General features: G+C 45.4%; 17 protein-coding genes, 2 tRNA genes and 3 rRNA genes. 7 read left to right on the plus strand and 15 right to left on the minus strand.

Annotation, left to right across the window (positions count from 1 at the left end):
• Positions 1 to 3: 3 nt before the first annotated feature.
• Together D3P12_RS01215 and msrA are read left to right on the plus strand one after the other, a co-directional pair.
• A complete protein-coding gene (locus D3P12_RS01215; protein ID WP_118193283.1) occupies positions 4 to 1062 on the plus strand; it encodes a hypothetical protein in 1059 nt (352 codons plus the stop codon).
• 57 nt (positions 1063 to 1119) lie between these two features.
• Positions 1120 to 1638, plus strand: a complete 519-nt coding sequence (gene msrA, locus D3P12_RS01220) for a peptide-methionine (S)-S-oxide reductase MsrA (protein WP_118193284.1) — start codon at positions 1120 to 1122, stop codon at positions 1636 to 1638.
• Between the two features lie 51 nt (positions 1639 to 1689).
• Here msrA and D3P12_RS01225 read toward each other — a convergent pair whose 3' ends face one another.
• Positions 1690 to 4452 (minus strand): DNA gyrase/topoisomerase IV subunit A, encoded by a 2763-nt coding sequence (locus D3P12_RS01225; RefSeq protein WP_118193285.1) that lies wholly within the window; start codon positions 4450 to 4452, stop codon positions 1690 to 1692.
• An 11-nt stretch (positions 4453 to 4463) separates the two neighbouring features.
• Between D3P12_RS01225 and D3P12_RS01230 the strand changes: the two genes are divergently transcribed.
• Positions 4464 to 6203, plus strand: coding sequence for a M28 family metallopeptidase (locus D3P12_RS01230; RefSeq protein WP_245977361.1), 1740 nt, complete (start codon positions 4464 to 4466; stop codon positions 6201 to 6203).
• A gap of 149 nt (positions 6204 to 6352) precedes the next feature.
• On the opposite strand, the gene D3P12_RS01235 is transcribed toward D3P12_RS01230, so the two are convergent.
• The 3 genes from D3P12_RS01235 to D3P12_RS01245 all read right to left on the minus strand — a co-directional run bounded on the left by D3P12_RS01235 (position 6353) and on the right by D3P12_RS01245 (position 8604).
• Positions 6353 to 6961 carry a hypothetical protein gene (locus tag D3P12_RS01235; RefSeq protein WP_118193286.1) on the minus strand — a complete coding sequence of 203 codons (609 nt, stop codon included), beginning with the start codon at positions 6959 to 6961 and terminating at the stop codon, positions 6353 to 6355.
• Between the two features lie 150 nt (positions 6962 to 7111).
• Positions 7112 to 7969 carry a nucleotidyl transferase AbiEii/AbiGii toxin family protein gene (locus D3P12_RS01240; RefSeq protein WP_118193287.1) on the minus strand — a complete coding sequence of 286 codons (858 nt, stop codon included), beginning with the start codon at positions 7967 to 7969 and terminating at the stop codon, positions 7112 to 7114.
• Positions 7966 to 8604 (minus strand): type IV toxin-antitoxin system AbiEi family antitoxin domain-containing protein, encoded by a 639-nt coding sequence (locus D3P12_RS01245; protein WP_118193288.1) that lies wholly within the window; start codon positions 8602 to 8604, stop codon positions 7966 to 7968. Before D3P12_RS01245 ends, D3P12_RS01240 begins: the two co-directional genes overlap by 4 nt.
• A gap of 235 nt (positions 8605 to 8839) precedes the next feature.
• Between D3P12_RS01245 and rhuM the strand changes: the two genes are divergently transcribed.
• Positions 8840 to 9160 (plus strand): RhuM family protein, encoded by a 321-nt coding sequence (rhuM, locus tag D3P12_RS01250; protein ID WP_205941048.1) that lies wholly within the window; start codon positions 8840 to 8842, stop codon positions 9158 to 9160.
• 277 nt (positions 9161 to 9437) lie between these two features.
• On the opposite strand, the gene D3P12_RS01255 is transcribed toward rhuM, so the two are convergent.
• Genes D3P12_RS01255 through D3P12_RS01265 form a run of 3 tightly spaced genes read right to left on the minus strand, consistent with a single transcriptional unit; the run spans position 9438 to position 10412 of the window.
• Positions 9438 to 9851: a hypothetical protein gene (locus tag D3P12_RS01255; RefSeq protein ID WP_118193290.1), complete on the minus strand. Its 414-nt coding sequence runs from the start codon at positions 9849 to 9851 to the stop codon at positions 9438 to 9440.
• Positions 9852 to 9889: 38 nt separating this feature from the next.
• On the minus strand, positions 9890 to 10084 hold the full coding sequence (locus D3P12_RS01260) for a hypothetical protein (RefSeq protein WP_118193291.1): 195 nt from the start codon (positions 10082 to 10084) through the stop codon (positions 9890 to 9892).
• Positions 10085 to 10115: 31 nt separating this feature from the next.
• Positions 10116 to 10412, minus strand: a complete 297-nt coding sequence (locus D3P12_RS01265) for a hypothetical protein (RefSeq protein ID WP_157970237.1) — start codon at positions 10410 to 10412, stop codon at positions 10116 to 10118.
• A 109-nt stretch (positions 10413 to 10521) separates the two neighbouring features.
• Here D3P12_RS01265 and D3P12_RS01270 point away from each other — a divergent pair, with 109 nt between their 5' ends.
• Complete coding sequence (locus tag D3P12_RS01270) at positions 10522 to 11553, plus strand: ATP-binding protein (protein ID WP_118193293.1); 1032 nt, start codon at positions 10522 to 10524, stop codon at positions 11551 to 11553.
• A 48-nt stretch (positions 11554 to 11601) separates the two neighbouring features.
• Here D3P12_RS01270 and D3P12_RS01275 read toward each other — a convergent pair whose 3' ends face one another.
• Positions 11602 to 13449 carry a DNA topoisomerase IV subunit B gene (locus D3P12_RS01275; protein ID WP_118193294.1) on the minus strand — a complete coding sequence of 616 codons (1848 nt, stop codon included), beginning with the start codon at positions 13447 to 13449 and terminating at the stop codon, positions 11602 to 11604.
• A gap of 90 nt (positions 13450 to 13539) precedes the next feature.
• Positions 13540 to 14040 carry a cupin domain-containing protein gene (locus D3P12_RS01280; protein WP_118193295.1) on the minus strand — a complete coding sequence of 167 codons (501 nt, stop codon included), beginning with the start codon at positions 14038 to 14040 and terminating at the stop codon, positions 13540 to 13542.
• Between the two features lie 72 nt (positions 14041 to 14112).
• On the opposite strand from D3P12_RS01280, the gene D3P12_RS01285 reads away from it, so the two are divergent.
• Positions 14113 to 16371 (plus strand): helix-turn-helix domain-containing protein, encoded by a 2259-nt coding sequence (locus D3P12_RS01285; protein ID WP_118193296.1) that lies wholly within the window; start codon positions 14113 to 14115, stop codon positions 16369 to 16371.
• Positions 16372 to 16389: 18 nt separating this feature from the next.
• On the opposite strand, the gene D3P12_RS01290 is transcribed toward D3P12_RS01285, so the two are convergent.
• A complete protein-coding gene (locus D3P12_RS01290; RefSeq protein WP_118193297.1) occupies positions 16390 to 17646 on the minus strand; it encodes a serpin family protein in 1257 nt (418 codons plus the stop codon).
• Between the two features lie 339 nt (positions 17647 to 17985).
• On the opposite strand from D3P12_RS01290, the gene D3P12_RS01295 reads away from it, so the two are divergent.
• On the plus strand, positions 17986 to 18603 hold the full coding sequence (locus D3P12_RS01295) for a hypothetical protein (protein ID WP_118193298.1): 618 nt from the start codon (positions 17986 to 17988) through the stop codon (positions 18601 to 18603).
• Between the two features lie 245 nt (positions 18604 to 18848).
• On the opposite strand, the gene rrf is transcribed toward D3P12_RS01295, so the two are convergent.
• From rrf to D3P12_RS01320, 5 genes are all read right to left on the minus strand, one after another.
• A 5S ribosomal RNA gene (gene rrf / locus D3P12_RS01300) occupies positions 18849 to 18960 on the minus strand.
• 96 nt (positions 18961 to 19056) lie between these two features.
• A 23S ribosomal RNA gene (locus tag D3P12_RS01305) occupies positions 19057 to 21946 on the minus strand.
• 191 nt (positions 21947 to 22137) lie between these two features.
• Positions 22138 to 22211: transfer RNA gene (locus D3P12_RS01310), tRNA-Ala, on the minus strand.
• An 11-nt stretch (positions 22212 to 22222) separates the two neighbouring features.
• Positions 22223 to 22296: transfer RNA gene (locus D3P12_RS01315), tRNA-Ile, on the minus strand.
• A 117-nt stretch (positions 22297 to 22413) separates the two neighbouring features.
• A 16S ribosomal RNA gene (locus D3P12_RS01320) occupies positions 22414 to 23943 on the minus strand.
• Together the 16S, 23S and 5S rRNA genes with 2 tRNA genes alongside form the textbook arrangement of a ribosomal RNA operon.
• Positions 23944 to 24704 lie beyond the last annotated feature (761 nt).

Genomic DNA, 24704 nt, shown 5'->3' on the forward strand with positions numbered 1-24704 from the left:
TCTATGAAAAGAAAAACATACGTATCACTCGCCAGCCTAACGACTGCGTTAGCTATATTCACTTTGTCTTGTACGCAAAATATACAGGGCGCTAAACATCAAGAGTCATCTGCGGACACATTGGCTGTTGATACGATCCCGAGCATTGTAGAAGACAAAGTAAGCTCTGCCTATCCGCTTATTGACTCTGTCAAGTTCCGCGAGGATATGCTCGCCCTTGTCAACGGTGACACCACAGGAACTTGGCCCGTCGATGATCAACCAATACCTCTACCCGGGGCTATTCTACCACAAAAGCGGATCATAGCTTATTATGGCAATCTGTATTCTACCAAAATGGGCATTCTAGGAGAATACGAACCCGAAAAGATGCTTGCTCGCCTCGACGAAGAAATTGAGAAATGGAACCGGGTAGATTCAGCACGTGAAGCCATCCCTGCTTTACACTATATTGCCGTGGTTGCACAAGGCAGCGCAGGCAAGGATGGCAAATATCGCTCACGAATGCCCGATCACCAAATCGACTCTGTCCTGGCAATTGCTGAAATGCGCGATGCCTTGGTTTTTTTGGACATTCAGGTAGCTTTGAGCACTATTCAGGATGAGCTACCACATCTTGAAAAATACCTTAAACTGCCCCATGTGCACCTGGGTATCGATCCTGAATTCTCAATGAAAGACGGCACCAGGCCCGGAAAGAAAATAGGTCACTTCACGGCAGCCGATATCAATTATGCAAGCGAGTACCTTTCCAAAATTGTACAGGAAAACAATCTTCCTCCCAAGGTATTCGTTGTCCACCGCTTCACACAGGGTATGGTTAGAAATTATAATGATATCCAGTTAAGACCCGAGGTACAGACCGTCATCCATATGGACGGGTGGGGGCCAACAACATTGAAGAAAGACACCTATCGAAGATATATCTACAAAGAGCCTGTCGAATTCACCGGATTTAAAATATTCTATAAAAACGATATCAAACAAGCACCCAATCGTCTGATTACGCCTGAAGAACTGATGGAACTCAAGCCCATCCCTGTATACATACAGTACCAGTAAAATAATTATGCGTAAATTTGATATCTATTAATTCAGATAAATAAAAGATCAGAACAGATGAAAGCAACTTTAGGAGGCGGATGTTTTTGGTGTACCGAAGCAGTATTCCAGAAGCTCGAAGGTCTTAATGAAATCATACCAGGCTATATGGGTGGAACCAAAGAAAACCCTACCTACGAGGAAGTCTGCACCGGCACAACCGGGCATGCAGAAGTTATTCAAGTTGATTATGATGAGAACGTATTGAATTATCAGGATATCTTAGGAGTTTTCTTCAAGACCCATGACCCAACAACGCTAAACCGTCAGGGCAATGATATCGGAACACAGTACCGTTCAGAAATCTTCTACCATAATGAAGAGCAAAAAGAACAGGCAGAAGGCTTTATTAAAGGGCTGACTGAACAGCAAGTATTTGACCGGCCTATTGTGACCAAGGTATCTCCTGCGGACACCTTTTACGAAGCCGAAGACTACCATGTCAACTATTTCAATCGAAACCCCAATCAACCCTATTGTGCTGCGGTAATACGCCCGAAGGTTGATAGATTCGTTCAAAGCCTGGCGCAGGGGTAACGGAATATTTTCTCTAGCAAATTAAACGAAAAAACTAAAGGACAAATGGACTTAAAATAAGCCCATTTGTCCTTTATCATCCATATCTATATCATCCGGATTGGTAATCTCCAGGTCGATTTTCCTGGTAGCTTTCTTTTCTGGTTCTTCCTTTGTATTAGCATCCTCCGTATTACCGGGCTTCTCGGTAGCAGCCTCCGAATTACCGGACTTCTCTTCAGCTACGACTTCTTCGCCACCCGGCTTTTTCTCCTCGGTTCCCTTGTCTTCTGCACCACGCTCGTCTGCCGTCTTCTCTGCTGACAGCAGACTAAGTTTCTTAACCGTATGCGGCGTCAGTCGATTCCCCTGAGCCTTCATCCCTTTCACGTCAATAAATTCAGCCAAGTCTTGTTCATAGCTTTCCTGAGTTTTTGACTTCCCCTTTTCGATATCCACTTTTACGATCGGGTGATCCGCATTACTAATAATTATCAGTCGCGACCCCGTCTCTTCATTAATCAGGCTCGTTCTTTTCCCAATCGGCATATTTTCAATCAGGAAGCGCTTCACATAGTAATTTCCCGACTTTCCGTCCTTGTGTATAACCGAGTACACACGTTCCGGGTCATATTTTTCCAGTTTCAAATATTCATGATCGAAATGCGTACTTAAGTCGAAAGAACGCAACTCATAGCTACCATCTTTCAGCACCACCAAAATCTTATCGTCACCATCAAATTCACCCAGGTACAAACCGCGACCATCGACATTCAAACGGCTCAGTGTTTCGTCAAACCAGATCTTACGCCCCGCCAAGGTAGATACACCTTTACTTTTCAACACGATTTTCTTGATCGGATACTTGGTAACAATATTCCCTTTAGAGCCCCGGCCCTTAATGGCAATCTCAGTAAAATCAATATCCAGCTGCAGCTTTCTCAATTTCGAGTGCGCCCTCAACTGCACATTCACCACTTCTGCTTCACCATTCGGGTTCGCCGTAAAATACAGCACCTTACAGCCTTTGTTACCGGTTGTCAAATTATACTCCTTATCGCGCGTTACTCCTAAAATAGAAAAGCGCTTAACGTAGGAAACCCCCGTTTTACCATCCCGGTAAATCATATTGTAGACCGTTCGGTCGTCTCCTTTCTTAAACACCGCTACATGGATGATCCCTTTGCCGACAAACACCTTATCCTGAATCTTCGTCACCACCATCTGTCCATCTTCCCGGAACACAATGATATCGTCCAAGTCCGAACAGTCACCTACATACTCATCCTTCCGCAGTCCTGTACCGATGAACCCATCCGCACGGTTCACGTAAAATTTAATATTCGCTAGCGCCACATCCGCTGCTGTCACCTTCTCAAAAGTCCGCAGCTCCGTTTTCCTCTCCCTTCCTTCACCATATTTCTCCTTCAGCCTTTCAAACCATGCCACCGCATAATCCGTCAGGTGCCTCAAATGATGCTTCACCTTCTTAATCTCATCCTCATAAGCCTTCATCTGCTCGTCCGCCTTTTTCACATCAAAGCGTGTAATGCTGCTCATCGGCTTATCGATCAAGCGTTTATAATCTTCCGGCAAAATTTCCCGGTAAAACTGAGGAAAGAAAGGTTCAAACAGCCTGTTCAGCACCTCAACCACTGTCTCAAAGTTACCTGCATTTTCATAATCAGGATGTTTGTACATCCCTTCCTGAATAAAGATCTTCAGTAGTGAACTAAAGAAAATCTTCTCAAGCAAATCATTTAACCTAATCTCTAACTCCTGTTTCAACAAACCCCGTGTAAACTTCGCATTTTCGATCAGCACATCGTTCACACTCATAAACTGGGGCTTGTCATTCTTAATGACACAGGTATTCGGCGAAATTGAGATTTCACAATCCGTAAAAGCATATAAAGCATCGATGGTCACATCCGGAGAAACCCCCGAAGCCAGATGCACGATAATCTCTACGTTCTGTGCCGTGTTATCTTCAATCTTTTTGATCTTGATCTTACCCTTATCGTTTGCAGAGATCACACTATCAATCAAACTGCCTGTTGTGACCCCAAACGGCACTTCCGTAATCGCCAATGTTTTCCTATCGCGTTCCTCAATCTTCGCTCGCACTTTAATCCGCCCACCACGCATCCCCTCATTATAGGCAGAACAGTCAGCCAGCCCCCCGGTTGGAAAATCAGGCAAGATATTCGGCCGTTCGCCCCTTAATGCCAAGATACAGCCATCGAGCAATTCGATAAAGTTATGCGGCATGATCTTGGTCGCCAGCCCCACAGCAATCCCTTCAGCCCCTTGCGCCAAAAGCAATGGAAACTTCACCGGCAAAGTCACCGGTTCTCTATTCCGGCCGTCATAGCTTAACTGCCATACCGTCGTATCCGGATTGAAAACCACATCGTTGGCAAACTTCGACAGGCGCCCCTCAATATACCTCGGTGCCGCAGCCGAATCACCCGTAATCGGATCCCCCCAGTTACCCTGCGTGTCAATCAATAGGTTTTTCTGCCCCAATTGCACCATCGCGTCGCCAATCGAAGCATCCCCATGCGGATGATACTTCATCGTATTACCGATCACATTCGCCGCTTTGTTATACCGGCCATCATCCAGTTCCTTCAAAGAGTGCAGAATACGCCTCTGTACTGGCTTTAAACCATCGTTGATATAAGGGACCGCCCTATCAAGAATCACATAGGACGCATAATCTAGAAACCACCGCTCATATAAACCCGAAAGAGGAATTACCCGACTACCCGACAACTCCCCATTTCCTTCTTCTTCCGGCAATTCATTATTTTGATTTATTTCTTCACTCATAACAATATTCTATGCAATTAAAATTAGCATTTGCTGTAAAAATACGAATTCAAGTAAATTATACTATTTTTATTTTTTATTTCAAACGAACGAACACATTATCACCGATGAAACAAACACTCACTTGTCTATTCCTTGCCAGTGCCACGCTCGTAGCCTGCAACAATAATGAAACTTCAGAGGCACCCGCGGTTGACTCCGTTGCCATGAATGCCATCAGCGAAGAAAACTTTGTCAATACCGTTAAAACGCTCTCTTCTGATGAGTTCCTGGGCCGCATGCCCTTCACCGAAGGCGAAACCAAAACCATCAACTACCTCAAAGAGCAATTTGAAAGCCTGGGCCTGCAACCAGGTAATGGCGACAGCTATTTTCAGGAGGTGCCTTTGGTTGAGATCACTTCGCATCCAAGTGAAACGCTGACCCTCAGCGGCGAGAACGGCAGCATCAACCTAAGCCTGCTGGATGATTTTGTCATGGGCAGCCGTCATTTAGAAGAAACCATTCAGGTAGATGACAGCGAATTGATCTTTGCCGGCTTTGGAATTGTTGCCCCTGAATACGACTGGAATGATTATGAAGGACTGGACGTCAAAGGCAAAACCGTTGTGGTGATGGTGAACGACCCCGGTTATTACGATAAAAAACTATTCAAAGGTGAAACCATGACCTATTATGGCCGGTGGACCTACAAATTTGAGGAAGCTGCACGCCAAGGCGCTACCGGCATCCTGATCATCCACGATACCGGCGCAGCCAGCTATGGGTGGAACGTAGTCCGCTCTGGCTGGAGCGGCCCGCAGATGGCTTTAGAGTCAGCCGACAACGGAGCCTCCCTCGCCCAATTTGAAGGATGGATCAGTGCTGAATCAGCCAAGCAGATGTTTGCCCTGGCCGGTGTTGATGCCGATGTGATAGAACAAGCCAAAAAGCCAGGCTTCAAAGCAGTCGACTTAGGGCTCAGCACCAGCGTCACGATCAAAAATGAAGTAGAGCGTTCCACTTCAAACAACGTCATCGCCAAACTCGAAGGCAGCAAAAGACCTGATGAGGTTATTATCTACGCCGGCCACTGGGATCACCTGGGTGTTGGCGAACCCTTGGAAGGCGATTCCATTTACAATGGGGCGATTGACAATGCTACCGGCATAGCCGCCATCCTTGAGATTGCCAAAGCCTTCACCCAAGCCAGTGTTCCACCAGAACGAACTATTCTATTTATGGGTCTAACCGCCGAAGAGCAAGGCCTGCTGGGTTCAGAATACTATGCCACCAACCCCATCTACCCTTTAGCCAAAACAGTTGCTAACATCAACATCGATGCGATGGGCGCCATGGGCGAAACCAACGATATTACCGTAATCGGTCTCGGCCAATCTGAAATGGATGAATATATCGGGAATGCTGCCAAACTGCAAGATCGGAAGGTAGAGGGCGACCGCAACCCATCCGCCGGATCCTTTTTCCGTTCCGACCATTTCAACTTTGCCAAAGTAGGCGTTCCAGCCATCTACGCTGGTGGAGGAAGCGACTACGTTGACAAAAGCGAAGAAGCCCAAGCCAAGCGTGAAATGTTTGCCGGCCGTTACCATACTCAAAAAGATGAGTACGACGAATCTTACTGGCAGATGGACGGTATTATGAATGATATCCGGCTCTTCTTTCAGGTGGGTTATACCCTAAGCATGGAAACAACCTTCCCGAAATGGAAAGAAGGGTCTGAGTTTAAAGAAGCGGGAGAGAAAAGGTAAAACCTTCCTTCTATAGATTATTAAACGTCTGTTATTTCAGTCAAAATTGACTTTTCTGCTTGAAATAACAGACGTTTTTGGTTTTGCTCCTAAAAGTCGTACAGAAAAATGTAAGATTTAACAAAAAGTCGTACGTAAAAGTGTTAAACCTAACAATCCGGCACCATACCCATTGTCATACCATTAGGCCCCCAGATAGGGACCATCCGCATTTGGCAACCCTCACCGTTATCATCATCCTCACTAACCTCCCTGCTCGTCTTAAATGTCAGGTTTAAAGAAGACCCCTTCGGGAAAGCACCAGTTGTTTCTTTAAAATAAACCTGCACCGTCAAGTTAGCTTGCTCTTCCCTAAGTGTCCCCTCAAAATTCATTTCCTGGGCATCATTACTAATATCGCCAGTTATCTTTTCGTTAACTATCCGAAAGAAACTAGCTGAATCTTCTGATTCCATAAGAAAATTAGAACCTTCAACCTTCCCTCTCATTTTCAAATTAATATCGCCCTCCTCTCCAAAGTCAGCCATAAACACGATTGACACCGAATCTCCCAAAGCTTCGATCACTGCCACCCGTCCTTCACCATTCCACGTATAATTGTCATCCCCTTCATTAATCCGAACGCCCTCAGCAGTTCCTTTAAAAGGTTTTCCGCCAAACAGATCATTAAAGTTCTCCTTCGGAGCGATCTCATCGCCATCTTTTGAACATCCTACTAATACGAGACTCAACACCAATATTTTAATAAGCACCTTCATAGCTCATTCTTTAAATTATTTACTATCAAAGTTAAAAGGCAAGATAGGTGCAATCAATCCCCGAAAACTAGGGATTTTTTAGTTTCCTATATTTCATACTGCATTCTGGTATCGTCTGAAGCACAAAGGCTCATAAATTGAATTTTTTTCTCATTTTTCCTTCACTTTCAAGTGACCCACCAGTTCATGGAAATATTCCGGACTCCATATGTCAAGACTACTTTGATCGCGAATGAAGCGCTTAATATCTTCTTTAACATATCGCATGTTTACCGTATCGATTTTTTTAGTCAACAGCTCCCTAAATTCATTTTCGGTAATCGTATCCTTATCCCAATCACCGCTATCTTGAGCTCGCAAAGCAAAATGTCGCAGATTAAGGACGGTTCCTTTTTTAATGTACCATTCCATATCATACCAATCCCGTCCCTTTACATTTTGTCCCCATTTACGAAAGAGAAGCGCATGCATCTTACCTGCAAATAAATCAGGAAGGATGAGGCACTTTACATAAAATGAAAACGGCCGCAGGAGTAGCTTCTCTTCCGTTTCGAAACCTAAAGGAGGTTCAGTATCTACTTCAATCTTGATTTTAATGTTGGCGATCCGATCGATTCCCTGCTGGGGGATAACACCTTCCAAAACCAGTTCTCTCCAAAGGGTTTCGGACTTTAGAAATGCCGAATTAATATTGCTTTTGACAGCTTTCTTCTTCTCTGCTATAGACACTTCCATCCCCAACGATTGAAATTCATGGACAATGGTTTCCTGATATTTACCCAGATCAAATTCCGGATCGACCTCAAGTAGTGAAAAGTCTAGATCCTCCGAAAACCGATCCAATCCATAAAATATCCTCAACGCCGTTCCGCCATAAAAAGCGGCCCTTTCAAAAAAACCCGCTCTGTAAAGACCAGCAAGCGCAATTTCCTGCATGATTTCCCTCAGCGCATCTTTAGCGTCTTGTTCATTTCTAGGCTTATAGCTGTCCAACCACTCCCTTATCATAATTGTTCAATCATTTTAGTCATCATCCATAAACTTTCTCTTTTGGGTGCGTCAGGAAGCCATCCCTTTATCATATCCGTATCTAGGTCATTTAATGCCGATTCATCTATCCGCATATCATCAACAATATAGGCATAGGCATTGCGGGTACTTCTTAATGTCAGTCCAGATGTCGTTACTATTTTATCGCACAATGCTTTTTCCGGTGATGCCACTATAGCATACTGATCAGAAGGGAGGTGAAGCATCTTTAAACCAAAGGAATAATAGGGCAATGGTAGGCGCGTATATGTGAACATACCCAATACCGTATTGAAAGAACGGGACACCTTTGTCGTCATGGATGATATTTCATATACCCGTTCTGGTATTAAACCATAGTAAGACAAAGCCGTTTCCACCGACACATAGCTTGGTCCCAGTAAATGGTTCGCGACCAGCAACACGTCAGGCCTTTTATCGGTTACCGAAGGTCCAGCGATGTACAGACCCTTTTTCAATGGCTCTAGAATACCCTGGGCTTTCAGCGCCAAAATTTTATCATTTGGCCGCTTATAGGCCTTCAACCACGACATCAATAAATGATGTGGCAAGAGGTTGTCTGCATGGAGACCTATCGTCCGGGTAATATCCATAATCAAATGTAATAAATTAACAAGATAAACGGAAATTAGTCGTTTATCTTGCTTTAAAACTACAACACTTACAGCTATTCCAAAATTAAGGCTCGGATTATTTCCGCTAACGAGTCCACCGACAGAGGACGGTCAAACAGCCATTGACGTCAAGCTCGAAGATGATATGATATGACTTTCGCTCAACCAATTGTCCAGGTTGTTCAGGAGAGACAAATCCGTTATCTCAAGGCACTTGAAAAACATTTTTAGGGAAGAAGAATTAGACCTTAATTCAGTTGGATATCGAGTGAACTCGAAGCGGGGTACACAGTTCTGCATCTGGGCCAATCAGGTGCTAAAAGAATATCTGATAAAAGGTTATGCGGTCAACGAGCAACGATTAAGGGAACAGACAGAACAGTTCAAATCGTTAAAGCATACCGTGAACCTGTTGGGCAATGTATTAAAGAATAAAGAACTGACCTCTGACGAAGCCACCGGCCTGTTAAAGGTGGTCACGGATTACAGCTATGCCCTTGACATGATCAACCTGATAAATCCACGAAACGAATAAAGTCGAAATATGAAAATAAAAACCCTGTTTTTTTAATGTATGCCTTACCGGTTTGCAAGGTCAAAGTGGTAGTAGTCCGTCGAAAAGTTCGGCACCGTCACGTTTGTGCCTTGGGCGAAGCCCACTCGGTTGTTGCCCATCTTATTATAGCCGTTGCGCCGTAAACCTATCAAGCTCGGCTTGATAGGTCATCCTAATGATTATTTTTCACGCAACCTAATCATCTGCCCACCCGGATAATCCAGTTCAAAAGTATAATTTCTACCCGGTACAGGTTTCAATTTACCCTTATACGTTTTTTTTCGGTATTAAATATGTGCAGTATCATGTATGCCTGCTCCAGCCACCCCTTACCTATCTCAATTTCGTAGTTTAATACCTTCTGATTTCCCTGGGTCGTATATTCATTATACTCAAACCTCAAAAATAGTCTGATGCTATCAGCCAGCGACAGCAGATGATCCCTGTCAACTTTAGCCAACGACAAACTACCTGGATGATAGGATACCGGCACTGTTTTTATGTCTGTATCCGATTCAAGTATCACAATCTCTGGACGGTAGATGGTTTTAACAATATCTCCGTCCATAGTAATTACAAAGTCACACACCTCATCCCTCTCTTTATCTTGGGCCAAGAGCGCTAAATGACTCAACACGATCAACATAAGCATAATTATCCTTCTTTTCATTCTCAGTTAGCGACTTTAAGACAGCTTCTAATATCGTTCTAAAACTTTCCGTAGCTAATATGTATTAGTTCTTTAGAACCTATATCTAAGAAATAAATATCAAGCCAACTCATTGTATTATAACCTTTTTCTCCAGGAATTGGATTTCGGTCTTTATGTGCATAGCCTTTTTCAAATGCTGGAGCTTTCTCATTATAGTTGAACATATAAGCTACGTAGTAACTTTCATCCATAATGCTTTTTAAAACCTTTTTACTGATTTCTTCATCTATTGGTTCTTCTTGAAAAAAAAACCTCTAAATCTTTAATCTCTTGATTTGATGCTTTATGCCATTTTTTTAGGGCTTTACCCTCAATTTTTTGAAGAGGATAATGAACTAAGCTATCTCGGTCTAATGTTCCCGAGACAGAAAAAACTTTAATTGTAGCCATTTCATTATCATTATAAGAAATGGATTCTAATTTATTTTCTGTCGGTAATAAAAACCTCTGTTGTTTTTCCCAGTCTGTTTTACATCCTGATGCAAGTAAAACTGAAATCGGCACTAATAATATTTTCATATAACTCATCATAGTCTTAGAATTTAGGTCGTTCACTCATTACTTTGTTAATCTGCTCTCTCAATCCTTTAACTTCCGTAGCTGTCCTTATTTTAGATTCGGGTATTTGATGGAATTATCCCAAACCAAAAATTTTACACTGGTTATTGATGAGTTCCAGGAATTTAACACGGTCAACCCCTCTGTCTACAGCGAAATGCAAAACATTTGGGATCGTAATAAACGGACGAGCAAAATCAACCTGATCCTCTGTGGCTCCATATACTCATTGATGAGTAAAATATTTGAGCATGCAAAAGAACCCCTTTTCGGGAGGGCGACCGCCAGAATACATGTTAAGGCCTTTACCATTTCAACACTCAAGGAAATTTTGGCAGATTACCGTCCTAACTATTCCAACGATGACCTGCTGGCCTTCTATCTGGTTACGGGGGGCGTCGCTAAATATGTCGAACTGCTCATCGAAGCAAAGGCATTGAGCTTTAAGTCCATCATCAATACCGTCCTTTCCGAAAATTCTCTTTTTTTAGATGAAGGGAAAAATGTTCTCATTGATGAATTTGGCAAGGAATATGGCAACTACTTTTCTATTTTATCACTCATCGCTTCATCCAAAACGTCCAGAGTAGAAATCGAATCGATAATGGAGATGCCTGTCGGCGGATTTTTAGACCGTCTGGAAAATGAGTTCAGTTTGATAACCAAGGTGCGTCCAATTTTTTCAAAGCCGGGCAGCCGATCTGTCAAATACCGGATCAATGACAACTTTTTAAATTTCTGGTTTCGTTTTATATACAAATACCGGAGTACCGTGGAAATCGGGAACTTAGACTATCTAAAGGAAATCATAAAACGAGATTATTCAACCTACAGTGGGGCTATCCTTGAAAAGTACTTTATCGAAAAAATGGTTGAGGAGGGTATTTATTCTAATATCGGGACATATTGGGAAAAGGGCAATATTAATGAAATTGATATTGTGGCGATAAACGACATCGAGAAGTCCGCCATTATTGCAAAAGTTAAACGAAAAAAAGAAAACATTAACCTCGAAAGCGTAAAATCGAAAGCAAAGAACCTACTAACCGGACTCCCTAACTATCACGTCGAGTTTCTTGACCTATCTGTTGAGGATATGTAGCCGTATAATTTTAGAGAAAAACGAGGTCTGGGACTCATGACTAACTCCCTACACCCCCAGCAGCTCTTCCTCTACATCTAACTCTACATGCAGGTTATTGACAATGTGTTTCTGCCGGTCGGGTGTATTTTTACCCATATAATAGCTTAGCAGCTCGCCTACTTTGTTTTCTTTCATCAGCATAACGGGGTCTAAGCGCATATCCGGACCGATAAAGAGGCCAAACTCTTCGGGGGAAATCTCACCCAGGCCTTTGAAACGGGTGATCTCTGGCTTGTTGCCAAGCTTGGCGATGGCGGCTACGCGCTCTTCATCGCTATAGCAATAGATGGTTTCTTTTTTGTTCCGTACTCTGAACAGTGGGGTTTGTAAGATGGATACGTGCCCTGCTTTAACAAGATCGGGGAAGAACTGAAGAAAGAAGGTCATAAGCAAAAGACGGATGTGCATTCCGTCGACATCGGCATCGGTAGCGATGACGATGTTGTTGTAACGGAGGCCGTCAAGCCCATCTTCGATGTTGAGGGCGTGTTGCAATAGGTTGAATTCTTCGTTTTCATAAACCACTTTTTTGGTGAGGCCGAAGGCGTTGAGGGGTTTCCCCTTTAAGCTGAAGACGGCCTGGGTTTGTACATCGCGGGATTTGGTGATGGATCCGCTGGCGGAGTCACCCTCTGTGATGAACAAGGTGGTTTCTTGGTTGCGCTCGTGCTTATCGTCGTAATGGATCTTGCAGTCGCGAAGTTTCCGGTTATGTACGGAGGCTTTCTTTGCGCGTTCATTAGCGAGCTTTTTGATGCCTGCGATGTCTTTGCGCTCGCGCTCGGATTGTAAAATACGTTTTAAGAGGGCATCGGCGGCTTCCTGATTGCGGTGCAAATAGTCATCAAGGTATTTCTTGATGAAATCATTGATGAAGGTACGTACGGTTGGTCCGTCTGGGCCGATACTCTGGGAACCGAGTTTGGTTTTGGTCTGCGACTCGAATACGGGTTCCTGAACTTTGATGGCGATGGCGGCAATAATAGATGCGCGGATGTCTGCCGCATCGAAGTCTTTTTTATAAAATTCGCGAACGGTTTTGACAATGGCCTCGCGAAAGGCTTGCTGGTGTGTGCCGCCTTGGGTGGTGTGCTGGCCGTTGACGAATGAATAGTATTCTTCTCCATAGGCTTGGCCATGGGTCAAGGCAACTTCGATATCGTCACCTTTGAGGTGGACAATAGGATAGCGCATGCCTTCGGGCTCTACGGTTCTTTCTAACAGGTCTTTAAGCCCATGTTCGGAATGGAATTTGGTGCCATTGAAATTGACGGTGAGGCCGGAGTTGAGGAATACGTAGTTCCAGATCATGTTCTCTACAAATTCCATGCGGTATTTGTAGTTTTTGAAGATGCTATCGTCGGGATGGAAGACGACGGCGGTACCATTGCGCTGGGTGGTTTCCTTCTCATGGTCGTTTAACAACTCTCCTTTGCTGAATTCAGCAATACGGGTCTTGCCTGCACGATAGGATTGTACGGTAAAGGCATTGGAAAGGGCATTGACGGCCTTGGTACCAACGCCATTGAGGCCGACCGACTTCTGGAAGGCTTTGCTGTCGTACTTACCGCCGGTGTTGATCTTGGACACGACATCGACAACGCTCCCCAAGGGGATGCCGCGACCATAATCGCGAACGGAGACTTTGGATTCGCTGACGGTGATGTCAATAGTTTTGCCAGCCCCCATAACGAATTCATCAATGCTGTTGTCAACAACTTCTTTTAACAGAACGTAGATACCATCGTCATAAGCTGAACCGTCTCCTAATTTCCCTATATACATACCCGGGCGAAGCCTGATATGCTCTTTCCAGTCGAGTGACCGTATGCTGTCTTCGTTATAATTTGTCATTTGTTTGCTGCTTATCCTCTATTTGATAAAACCTCTGTGAAAATCCGCTATGTGCACGTCTATTATATGAAAGTCGGCTGTTTGGATTGGCTATCTGCCAAAATCGTCTTGTACGCGCACGATGTCTTCTTCGTTTGAAGGGTTGGCAGGGTCTGTATGTTGCCAGATTTCTGCTAATACGGCCCATTCGTCCAAACCTACCAGACGGTGACGCTGGCCTTGCTCTAGCTTGATTACATCGCCTTCGTTCAGTTTCTGAAGCTCGCCCTCTTCATCGGTCTGGCTGGTGATGACGCCTACTTCGCCCTGATAAACCTGCCAGATTTCTGCACGACGATGGTGGTACTGCCAGGATAGTTTTTTATTGGGGGCAACGAACAATATCTTGGGACTTAATTTTCCTGCGATGCGCAAGTCTTTGACGTCGATACCGTCAAAAAATGCATCGGCAAACTGTTGTGCCTGCTCTTCGTCGATAACGAAGAAACCTCCCCACGGACGATTTTCATCTCGCTCTACAATGGTGAAACCGTGGTTAACGAGGGTTTGCTCTATATCGTTAAATAGTTTTTCTTTGGATTGAGTTGCCATTTTTTTGTTTTTTGTGCTAATATAATGAGATATTTTTTGTTCTGATAAAAAGGCAGTACTTTTAATCTGGAAATGGAAGTGGAAACTAATGACATTTTTTCGAAAGCTGCATCCTTTGTTATTCATACGAACAAGCCCATTTTCCTGACAGGAAAGGCGGGTACGGGTAAGACTACTTTTCTGAAATACATCCTGAAGCATTGTGCTAAAAAGATGGTGGTGACGGCGCCAACGGGTGTGGCGGCTATCAACGCGGGAGGCACAACCTTGCACTCGTTGTTTCATTTGCCTTTTGGGACGTACATTCGTGACTATCAGTTGCGCTGGGATGAGCATGACAATCATATTTATAATCGGCAGAGACTGATGAGTAAGATTCGGCTATCGGCTGAGCGCAGGAACCTGCTGCAGGAGCTGGAGCTGTTGATTATCGACGAGGTATCGATGTTGCGTGCGGATGTGCTGGATGCGGTCGATGATGTTTTGAAGTCGGTCCGCCGGGATATGAGGCCTTTTGGTGGTTTACAGCTATTGCTGATTGGTGACTTGTATCAGTTGCCTCCGGTGGTAAAAAATCAGGAGTGGACTTTTCTACGGGAACACTATGCTACGCCTTTTTTCTTTGATTCGATAGCGATACGGGAACTGGATCTGGTTCAGATTGAACTGGAAAAGATTTACAGGCAGCAAGATCCGGTGTTTATTGATTTGTTGAACAGTATTCGAAACAATGCATGTACGGCGGAGCATATTGCGCTGCTGAACAGTCATTATCGTGCTGATTTTAAACCAGATAAAGAGAATATCTTTATTACACTGTGTTCGCACAACGCGCAAGCGGATCGTATTAACCAAGAGAGATTGAAAGAGTTGAAAGGGAAAACCATCGCGGTGCAGGCTTTGGTGACGGGCGATTATTCGGAGTCGGCGTACCCGACGGAGCAGATCTTGCAGTTGAAAATAGGTGCACAGGTGATGTTTATCAAGAATGATAAAGGTCTGGAAAAGCGCTATTACAATGGAAAGATTGGATTTATCAAGGATATTAGTGCGAATAAACGGGATATTTGGATTTCCTTCAACGATGGATCGGAGGATGTAAAGGTGAGCAAGGAGGAATGGAAGAATGTAAAATATAATTATGATAAGGCGGAGGATAAGGTTCAGGAGGAAACCTTGGGTACGTTTAGTCAGTTCCCTATCAGGCTGGCCTGGGCGGTGACAATTCACAAGAGCCAGGGTTTGACCTTTGACCGGGCGATTATTGATGCAGGTGCTGCCTTTGCTGCGGGACAGGTGTATGTGGCGCTTAGCAGGGTGCGTAGTTTGGAGGGACTGGTTCTGCGGTCGATGATTAATCCAAGTAATATTTTCACAAACCAGGCGGTGGTCGATTATTCGCGACGGAAACTGACCGGGGATGAATATGATGATTTGCTTCGGGAGTCGCAACGTCTCTACCTGATGAATTTGCTGCTGGAGACGTTCGACTGGTCAGTGATTACGGAGCAGGCAAAGGTGTTAAAAGATGAAACGAATGAGAAGAATATCGTCGATAAACAGGAGGCGGTGGACTTTCTTAAGGCACTGGCGATAGCCTGTAGTATGCATGAGGAGGTGGCGACAAAATTTCAAGGGCAACTGAGAAATTTATTGGCACAATCGCCGGTGGATTTGAAAATTCTGGACGAACGGACCGATAAGGCGACGGACTGGTTTATCAAGAAAATGGAAAAGCAGGTACTGAATCCGCTTGAGGGTCATATTAAGCTTTGGACCGCAAAAAAAAGAACGAAGAAGTATATCCAACAGTGTAAGGCTTTGTTGATCGATTGCTATCGGAAGCTAGATCGACTTAAGAAATGTCGCTCGCTGAGTAAGGCGCTACTGGAGGAAATGGAGATTGATGATCTTCTGGAGCAGGTGAAGGTTTTTCATTCGATTCATTTGGATTTGGTGTTAAAAGAAAAGGATTCGTCCGTGCTGGCCGATGGAGCGTTAGGAGCAAATAATCCTGAGTCTTCCAAAAGCTCAAAAGTGCCGAAAGGGCAGACTAAATTAATTAGTCTTCAGTTCTTTACGGAAGGAAAAACGATCAAGGAAATAGCGACACTTCGTGGTCTGACAGAAAACACGATTACCAATCATCTGATTTCTTTTATAGGAAGCGAGATTGATGTTGAACAATTGATCGATACGGCTAAACTAGATGTTATCTTGAAATATATGGAAAAGAATCCGGGGCTGACGATGTCTGAGCTGAAAGCAGGGCTGGGCTATGATATCAGCTATACGGATATCAAAATAGCCCAGCAGGCAACTTCGCGTTAGCTGGCAACTTTGTTTGTATTAACCCTTATTCTCTTCTTTCGACGGGTCATTGACAGCGCCTGTAAAAAGAATCAAACCGCAATTGTTTTCGCGGATGAGGAAGAAAAAGGGTTTGTCGAAAGTCAGTGTCTGAACCATAGGCATGGAAGTAACGCTGACACCTACACCGGTAACGGCGGCAGCTTCGGTACCTTCTTCATTAACTTCGATAAAGGCTTTCTGCTTAACTTCGCTAACCAGAAGATCTTCATCAGCAATGCCTGAAAGGTTGGCCTGATCGCTAAAGACTACCCCCATTCCCAATCTTTCTAGCTCATCGTTGAGGGTATTTTCGTAAGCAAATTTGAACTTGGGGATTGAAAGATTTGTTTCTCTTTTGCTAAAACCGCTGTATACGCTTGCAAGAAACTCACTATCATCAAATTTTTTGATAAATTCTTTCAGATCGGTCGTACCTGTCGGCATAAAAACAAACATGCTAAACTGTCCGTCGCCATATGGCAACTCAATGCCCTGGACATCGTTGTTCTGAACAATATTAAACTTTTCCTGGATATTCATAAAATCAGTCTGCAGGTCGGAACCATTGGACCGCTTAAATGCCTTCTGCTGTGTACGCTCAGAATCGAACTTTTCTTGCCAGCTACCTTTGAAATAGATGGCGTTGATCAGATACATGACCATATCAGGTGAGATGTCATCAACAATCGTAGGGATCTTCCCGTTGGTATTTTTGCTTACCCAATCGTTGATGGTTTTCGGAGCCTGTGGGTTATTGAAATCTAGGGCGCCAACCTCAGCTTGATAAAAACTACGGTTGATGTCTAAAAAAGATGACTTGGCCCTAAATTCTTGACGATACCAGATGGAATTGGCTATGTCTAATGTGGTATTCGGATCTAAATTAGGGAGCACCTGAATGATTTTCTGGTAATAGGTGTTGATTTCTTCATCACTGAAGCCTTCAAACCGAAGTGCTTTTCCGATAGCAGCTTTAGTTTCGTCTTCTGCACCGTTGTGGAGCATAGCGAGAACTAAGCTGGCGCTGACTGGCGACATCAAAATGTTATTTCCTTCATTCAGATTGGTCAGCGCTTCATTAAAAAGACTAAACGTAAATTCGTTATCCTGAGCAAGTTTCTGCTCTTCTTTTGGGGTAAAGTTTAGGTTTTGACGACCTTCTTCTTTCTTTACATCTGCTGAATCCTGACAGGCCATCGGAGATATCGCCAGAACTGCAAAAAAACTCAAAATACTAAGGCTCAATGCATTCATTTTATTCTTATTTTATTATGTTCACTCGTCTATGTTCACTCATCAGTCTGATGCTATAATTAAGTCTACTACATTGGAATACCATACCGCTTCACTTCTACTTTTCCCATTTTCCTTTATGTAATATTTACCTCATACAGCTCTACCTTAATAACACTAGGTAGTTCCAAAAAGCCATGTAGTTCCAAGCAAAAATCGCTCCTCGCTTTTTGTATTACGTAATTGTGGGTTAAATTGTAACAATCATTTGGTCTTTTTGATTGATAAAAAGAGGAAGTATCTTTAGATTTATAAACGAAAACAAATGTTTTGATAAAATCAAGAAGGGAAACATAGGTTATGAAACAGGCTTTGATCGCAGGCACCGTTGTTATTGGAGGGATTCTCGTGGGACTGTTGATGTTACTTTTTTTGCGGCCGAGCGATTTTTCTATTGAGCCCAACCCTGCATCCAAGACTATACAGAACAAGCAACAGGCAGCAGTAAATGAAATCTTGGAGCGGGAAGAGATCGAACACTTTACCTACCTAGATTCAAGCGAAAAATATGTTATGGAAGATTTTCTAGAGGCGGCTGAGCTATTTGAAAAAAATAAGGAGGAACTAAGACCAGGAGCACGGTCGACGATTCACGAAGCGGGAAAAAAGCTAAGAGATCTATTAACAAAAATGGAAAAAGACGGGCGTGCCGAAGAATTCACGCTTGTATTAGAGGGCAACCTCTGTAACGAATGGGAGGAAGATTATGAACGTAACAATACTTGGGCTTATCGTTTGAGTTACGAACGCGCTCTCGTTGTTTACAAAACCTGGCTGAAAGAAGAGATTGATCTGCGGAAACATGCTATTGAACTGATAATTTCCGGTGGAGGTTACTACGGTCTCCGTCCTACAAAAGATTTAAAAGCCAAACGCTTTTCAGTGCAATTAATTCCCAAGGGCTCTGTGTCCTTATGATCTGTATACACAGACTTCTCATTATAGCGCATACGCTAAATTCTCTTACACGAAACGTCATTAAGTAGGTTTATTAAAAAAGAACAGGTAAAACGTTCGTTGACTGTTTAAATAAAATCAGTATTGAACAAGCTAGCCGTTAAACTTGCTATAGAAAGTTCGTTTGCTTTTCAAGGAAGGTGTTTTTGGTTATGCCCGAAAATACCACGGGCCCGTCCACTTCTGTGAACGGGCCCGGGAAAAGGGTAGGGCGCCGACCTACTCTCCCACCTGTTACGGCAGTACCATCGGCTCTGGCGGGCTTAACTTCTCTGTTCGGTATGGGAAGAGGTGGACACCGCCGATATAGGCACCTGAATATCTTGATATGCCAACAAGCCCACAAGGGCAAACGGCATTTGACATGCACTGGAAGAAAAAGGAAACCGAAAGAGAAAACAACAGTCTATCTGCTTGAGAAAGATTCGGGTGATTAGTACCGCTCGGCTTTGATATCTCTACCTTTACACCTGCGGCCTATCGACGTCGTAGTCTTCAACGGCCCTCAATGGAAGTCTCATCTCGTGGCTAGTTTCGCGCTTAGATGCTTTCAGCGCTTATCTATTCCCAACATAGCTACTCTGCGGTACAGCTGGCGCCATAACAGATACACCAGAGGTTGGTCCATCCCGGTCCTCTCGTACTAAGGACAGCCCCACTCAAACTTCCTGCGCCCACAACAGATAGGGACCGAACTGTCTCGCGACGTTCTGAACCCAGCTCGCGTGCCACTTTAATGGGCGAACAGCCCAACCCTTGGGACCTTCTCCAGCCCCAGGATGTGACGAGCCGACATCGAGGTGCCAAACCTCCCCGTCGATATGAGCTCTTGGGGGAGATCAGCCTGTTATCCCCAGAGTACCTTTTATCCTTTGAGCGATGGCCCTTCCATGCAGAACCACCGGATCACTATATCCGTCTTTCGACCCTGATCGACTTGTAGGTCTCACAGTCAAGCAAGCTTATGCTATTGCACTCCACGTACGGTTACCAAGCGTACTGAGCTTACCTTTGAAAGCCTCCGTTACCTTTTTGGAGGCGACCACCCCAGTCAAACTACCCACCAAACAATGTCCCCCGCTTAAGCGGGGTTAGGAACCGAGTACAGAAAGGGTGGTATTTCAAGGTTGATTCCACGATGCCTGGCGACACCGCTTCACAATCTCCCACCTATCCTACACATCCTGCACCCAGTCACAATGTTAAGCTATAGTGAAGGTTCATGGGGTCTTTCCGTCCCGTTGCGGGTAATCGGCGTCTTCACCGATACCACAATTTCACCGAGCTCATGGCCGAGACAGCGCCCAGATCGTTACACCATTCGTGCAGGTCGGAACTTACCCGACAAGGAATTTCGCTACCTTAGGACCGTTATAGTTACGGCCGCCGTTTACTGGGGCTTCGATTCAATGCTTCGCCTTGCGACTAACATCCCCTCTTAACCTTCCAGCACCGGGCAGGTGTCAGGCCTTATACATCATCTTTCGATTTGGCAAAGCCATATGTTTTTGTTAAACAGTCGCCTGGGCCGTTTCACTGCGGCTTCTCCACCCCCGAAGGAATGGAGGAAGCGCCCCTTCTCCCGAAGTTACAGGGCCATTTTGCCGAGTTCCTTAGCCATGATTCACTCGAGCACCTTAGGATTCTCTCCTCGACCACCTGTGTCGGTTTGCGGTACGGGTTTTTACAGCCTGAAGCTTAGCGGGTTTTCTTGGAAGTCTGATTACCTGCACTATCAGCGCACCCGAAGGCTTGCTGTACTGTCGGGATTCAGCAGGAACGGCGGATTTGCCTACCATCCCTATACCTACACCCTTCAACGAACTATTCCGTCAGTTCGCGGCAGTGTCACTACTCCGTCACCACATCGCAGCTGTAAAAAGTACTGGAATATTAACCAGTTGTCCATCGGATTCCCCCTTCGGGTACACCTTAGGACCCGACTAACCCTGATCCGATTAGCGTTGATCAGGAAACCTTGGTCTTTCGGTGGGCGGGTTTCTCGCCCGCCTTATCGTTACTTATGCCTACATTTGCTTTTCCAGAAGATCCAGCACGCCTTACGGCATACCTTCAGCTCCGCTGGAATGCTCCCCTACCGATCTTTCGATCCCATAGCTTCGGTGATACGCTTGATGCCCGTTTATTATCCATGCCCGATCGCTCGACTAGTGAGCTGTTACGCACTCTTTAAATGAATGGCTGCTTCCAAGCCAACATCCTAGCTGTCTGTGCAATCGGACCTCGTTAGCTCAACTTAGCGTATACTTGGGGACCTTAGCTGATGGTCTGGGTTCTTTCCCTCTCGGCCCTGGACCTTAGCACCCAGAGCCTCACTGCCGGTTATATTTCATAGCATTCGGAGTTTGTCTGGATTTGGTAGGATGTGACTCCCCCGCACCCAATCAGTAGCTCTACCTCTATGAAACTCAACACCGACGCTGTTCCTAAAAACATTTCGGGGAGTACGAGCTATTTCCCAGTTTGATTAGCCTTTCACCCCTACCCACAGATCATCCGGAAACTTTTCAACGTTTATCGGTTCGGTCCTCCAGTACGTGTTACCGTACCTTCAACCTGTCCATGGGTAGATCACAAGGTTTCGCGTCTACCTCCCCTGACTGTGCGCCCTGTTCAGACTCGCTTTCGCTGCGGATCCGTGGCTGAACCACTTAACCTTGCCAGGGAAGAGTAACTCGTAGGCTCATTATGCAAAAGGCACGCCGTCACGGGACAAGCCCGCTCCGACCGCTTGTAAGCACACGGTTTCAGGTTCTATTTCACTCCCCTGTTCGGGGTTCTTTTCACCTTTCCCTCACGGTACTAGTCCACTATCGGTCTCTCAGGAGTATTTAGCCTTACCAGATGGTGCTGGCAGATTCCCACAGGGCGTCTCCGACCCCGCGGTACTCAGGATGCTGCTAGACCAGGGTCGCTTACGTATACGTGGCTGTCACACGCTATGGCCCCCGTTTTCCACCGGGGTTCTACTTCGCTAACCTGTAATCACATCGCAGTCCTACAACCCCGAACATGCCGTAACATGTCCGGTTTGGGCTCTTTCCCTTTCGCTCGCCACTACTCAGGAAATCATTGTTATTTTCTTCTCCTCCGCCTACTTAGATGTTTCAGTTCAGCGGGTTTGCTCTTCTTCGTGACATGTCTTCAACATGCCGGGTTGCCCCATTCGGAAATCCACGGATCAAGTCATATGTGCTGATCCCCGTGGCTTATCGCAGCTTATCACGTCCTTCATCGCCTCTGAGAGCCTAGGCATCCACCGTGTGCCCTTTCTTACTTTCTTCTCCGCATACCCTTTTGCTAGTATATGCGGATGCTTTTATTGTCTGCCGGTACCCTAAAGGCACCAGCGTCTCTACTGTTGTCTTCTCTTCAATTTACTTTTTCTTCCAATATGTCAAAGAACGTTCGGGAAACCGATTGTACGGACCCGGATGGCGGGTTAGGCCTCCGGGAACCTCACGGCCCCTACTGTGGAGAATATCGGAGTCGAACCGATGACCTCCTGCGTGCAAGGCAGGCGCTCTAGCCAGCTGAGCTAATTCCCCATCTAATTGAGTAGTCCCGAGCAGATTTGAACTGCTGACCCCTACATTATCAGTGTAGTGCTCTAACCAACTGAGCTACGGGACTAGCTTTTCAATGCTGCAAGGGTACCTCATAGGGGAGCGGTACTCTTATTCTTCATTCTTTATGTCTCTATCAAGAAAATCTCATGGCGCAACGAGCATCAACAACCGGATGCTCTAGAAAGGAGGTATTCCAGCCGCACCTTCCGGTACGGCTACCTTGTTACGACTTAGCCCCAATTACCGGTTTTACCTTAGTACGCTCCTCGCGGTTACATACTTCAGGTACCCCCAGCTTTCATGGCTTGACGGGCGGTGTGTACAAGGCCCGGGAACGTATTCACCGCGTCATTGCTGATACGCGATTACTAGCGAATCCAACTTCACGGGGTCGAGTTGCAGACCCCGATCCGAACTGTGACCGGCTTTGAGAGATTGGCATACCATTGCTGGCTAGCTGCCCTCTGTACCGGCCATTGTAGCACGTGTGTAGCCCCGGACGTAAGGGCCATGATGACTTGACGTCGTCCCCACCTTCCTCACTGTTTGCACAGGCAGTCTGTTTAGAGTCCCCACCATAACATGCTGGCAACTAAACATAGGGGTTGCGCTCGTTGCGGGACTTAACCCAACACCTCACGGCACGAGCTGACGACAGCCATGCAGCACCTAGTTTCGTGTCCCGAAGGACGTATCCGTCTCTGGATACTTCACTAACTTTCAAGCCCGGGTAAGGTTCCTCGCGTATCATCGAATTAAACCACATGCTCCTCCGCTTGTGCGGGCCCCCGTCAATTCCTTTGAGTTTCAACCTTGCGGCCGTACTCCCCAGGTGGAATACTTAACGCTTTCGCTTGGACGCTGACTGTATATCGCCAACATCGAGTATTCATCGTTTAGGGCGTGGACTACCAGGGTATCTAATCCTGTTTGATCCCCACGCTTTCGTGCCTCAGCGTCAATCATACTTTAGTAAGCTGCCTTCGCAATCGGTGTTCTGTGACATATCTATGCATTTCACCGCTACTTGTCACATTCCGCCTACCTCAAGTACATTCAAGCCCGACAGTATCAAAGGCACTGCGATGGTTGAGCCACCGTCTTTCACCCCTGACTTATCAGGCCGCCTACGCACCCTTTAAACCCAATAATTCCGGATAACGCTCGGATCCTCCGTATTACCGCGGCTGCTGGCACGGAGTTAGCCGATCCTTATTCACCAGGTACATTCAGCCCATTACACGTAATGGGGTTTATTCCCTGGTAAAAGCAGTTTACAACCCAGAGGGCCGTCTTCCTGCACGCGGCATGGCTGGTTCAGAGTTGCCTCCATTGACCAATATTCCTTACTGCTGCCTCCCGTAGGAGTCTGGGCCGTGTCTCAGTCCCAGTGTGGGGGGTCATCCTCTCAGATCCCCTAGACATCGTCGCCTTGGTGTGCCGTTACCACTCCAACTAGCTAATGTCACGCGAGCCCATCGCTGTCCCATAAATGTTTGATCAGTATGCAATGCTGCTAACTGATGTTATGCGGTATTAATCCGGATTTCTCCGGGCTATCCCCCAGACAGCGGTAGGTTGCTCACGCGTTACGCACCCGTACGCCACTCTCACCAAAGGTAAGCAAGCTCACCTCTGGATCCCGTTCGACTTGCATGTATTAGGCCTGCCGCTAGCGTTCATCCTGAGCCAGGATCAAACTCTCCATTGTAAAAATGTGTGTTTGCTACCTGACCCTATTCACTCAAAATCTGTTCATAGAATCGGTACCGTATTTGTATCTACCGTACCGGTCATTGACTTGGTTTGAACTTTTTAAACTTTCGTTCTCTCAAACTACTCGTTACGCTACATGATAATCTTCTCTTTTAAGAACTTGTCGCCGGTGGCCTCACGGGCCGGCTGTTTTTTTATATCTACCGGTGGGCACCCCACCGTATCGATCTTCTTTTTTTTCAGTACCCCAAGGCGTCGCGCCCCGGGCCCCGTCCGTTTCGGGATTGCAAAGGTAAGAGCTTTTTTTGATTCCGCAAAATAAAAAAAATTATTTTTTTCCGGTGCCCCTGCCCGCCCCGCCAGAGCGGGGCGCAAAGATCGGGAGTCCGGGACGAAAGGCAAAAAAAACCGGAAAAGACCGGAAGCCCTAAAACCCAAAAACATCCCCCCTTCAATGAACGAACCCGCATTCCCTCGTTTGCGGGATGCAAAGATAGGAACTAAACCGCAACTTCCAAACTACAACGAAACTTATTCCAAAAGAAAAATGCAAAACACTGAAATACAATATCATTAATTTTTAAAAACCGCTCCCGCACCCCCACAACCAAGGAAGACGCCCAAGCACAAGATCAACACAAAAAGGAGAAAAATAAAAATCACCTTCGGGTACAATAAAAATCACCTTCGGGTACCTTGGTAAGACCCTTGTAAAGGGTATTTAGCAATTAATAATCTATTAATTCCCTATTCCTC

It is taken from the genome of Pedobacter indicus (assembly GCF_003449035.1).
Classification (GTDB): Bacteria; Bacteroidota; Bacteroidia; order Sphingobacteriales; family Sphingobacteriaceae; genus Albibacterium; species Albibacterium indicum.

Coding starts and splice junctions, on each gene's coding strand:
- D3P12_RS01225 (WP_118193285.1), bottom strand. CDS start 4,452: ATGAGTGAAGAAATAAATCAAAATAATGAATTGCCGGAAGAAGAAGGA.
- D3P12_RS01230 (WP_245977361.1), top strand. CDS start 4,464: ATGCAATTAAAATTAGCATTTGCTGTAAAAATACGAATTCAAGTAAAT.
- D3P12_RS01280 (WP_118193295.1), bottom strand. CDS start 14,040: ATGGCAACTCAATCCAAAGAAAAACTATTTAACGATATAGAGCAAACC.
- D3P12_RS01290 (WP_118193297.1), bottom strand. CDS start 17,646: ATGAATGCATTGAGCCTTAGTATTTTGAGTTTTTTTGCAGTTCTGGCG.
- D3P12_RS01285 (WP_118193296.1), top strand. CDS start 14,113: ATGGAAGTGGAAACTAATGACATTTTTTCGAAAGCTGCATCCTTTGTT.
- D3P12_RS01240 (WP_118193287.1), bottom strand. CDS start 7,969: ATGATAAGGGAGTGGTTGGACAGCTATAAGCCTAGAAATGAACAAGAC.
- D3P12_RS01275 (WP_118193294.1), bottom strand. CDS start 13,449: ATGACAAATTATAACGAAGACAGCATACGGTCACTCGACTGGAAAGAG.
- D3P12_RS01270 (WP_118193293.1), top strand. CDS start 10,522: ATGGAATTATCCCAAACCAAAAATTTTACACTGGTTATTGATGAGTTC.
- D3P12_RS01260 (WP_118193291.1), bottom strand. CDS start 10,084: ATGGATGAAAGTTACTACGTAGCTTATATGTTCAACTATAATGAGAAA.
- D3P12_RS01215 (WP_118193283.1), top strand. CDS start 4: ATGAAAAGAAAAACATACGTATCACTCGCCAGCCTAACGACTGCGTTA.
- D3P12_RS01265 (WP_157970237.1), bottom strand. CDS start 10,412: ATGAAAATATTATTAGTGCCGATTTCAGTTTTACTTGCATCAGGATGT.
- D3P12_RS01295 (WP_118193298.1), top strand. CDS start 17,986: ATGAAACAGGCTTTGATCGCAGGCACCGTTGTTATTGGAGGGATTCTC.
- D3P12_RS01245 (WP_118193288.1), bottom strand. CDS start 8,604: ATGGATATTACCCGGACGATAGGTCTCCATGCAGACAACCTCTTGCCA.
- msrA (WP_118193284.1), top strand. CDS start 1,120: ATGAAAGCAACTTTAGGAGGCGGATGTTTTTGGTGTACCGAAGCAGTA.
- D3P12_RS01255 (WP_118193290.1), bottom strand. CDS start 9,851: ATGAAAAGAAGGATAATTATGCTTATGTTGATCGTGTTGAGTCATTTA.
- D3P12_RS01235 (WP_118193286.1), bottom strand. CDS start 6,961: ATGAAGGTGCTTATTAAAATATTGGTGTTGAGTCTCGTATTAGTAGGA.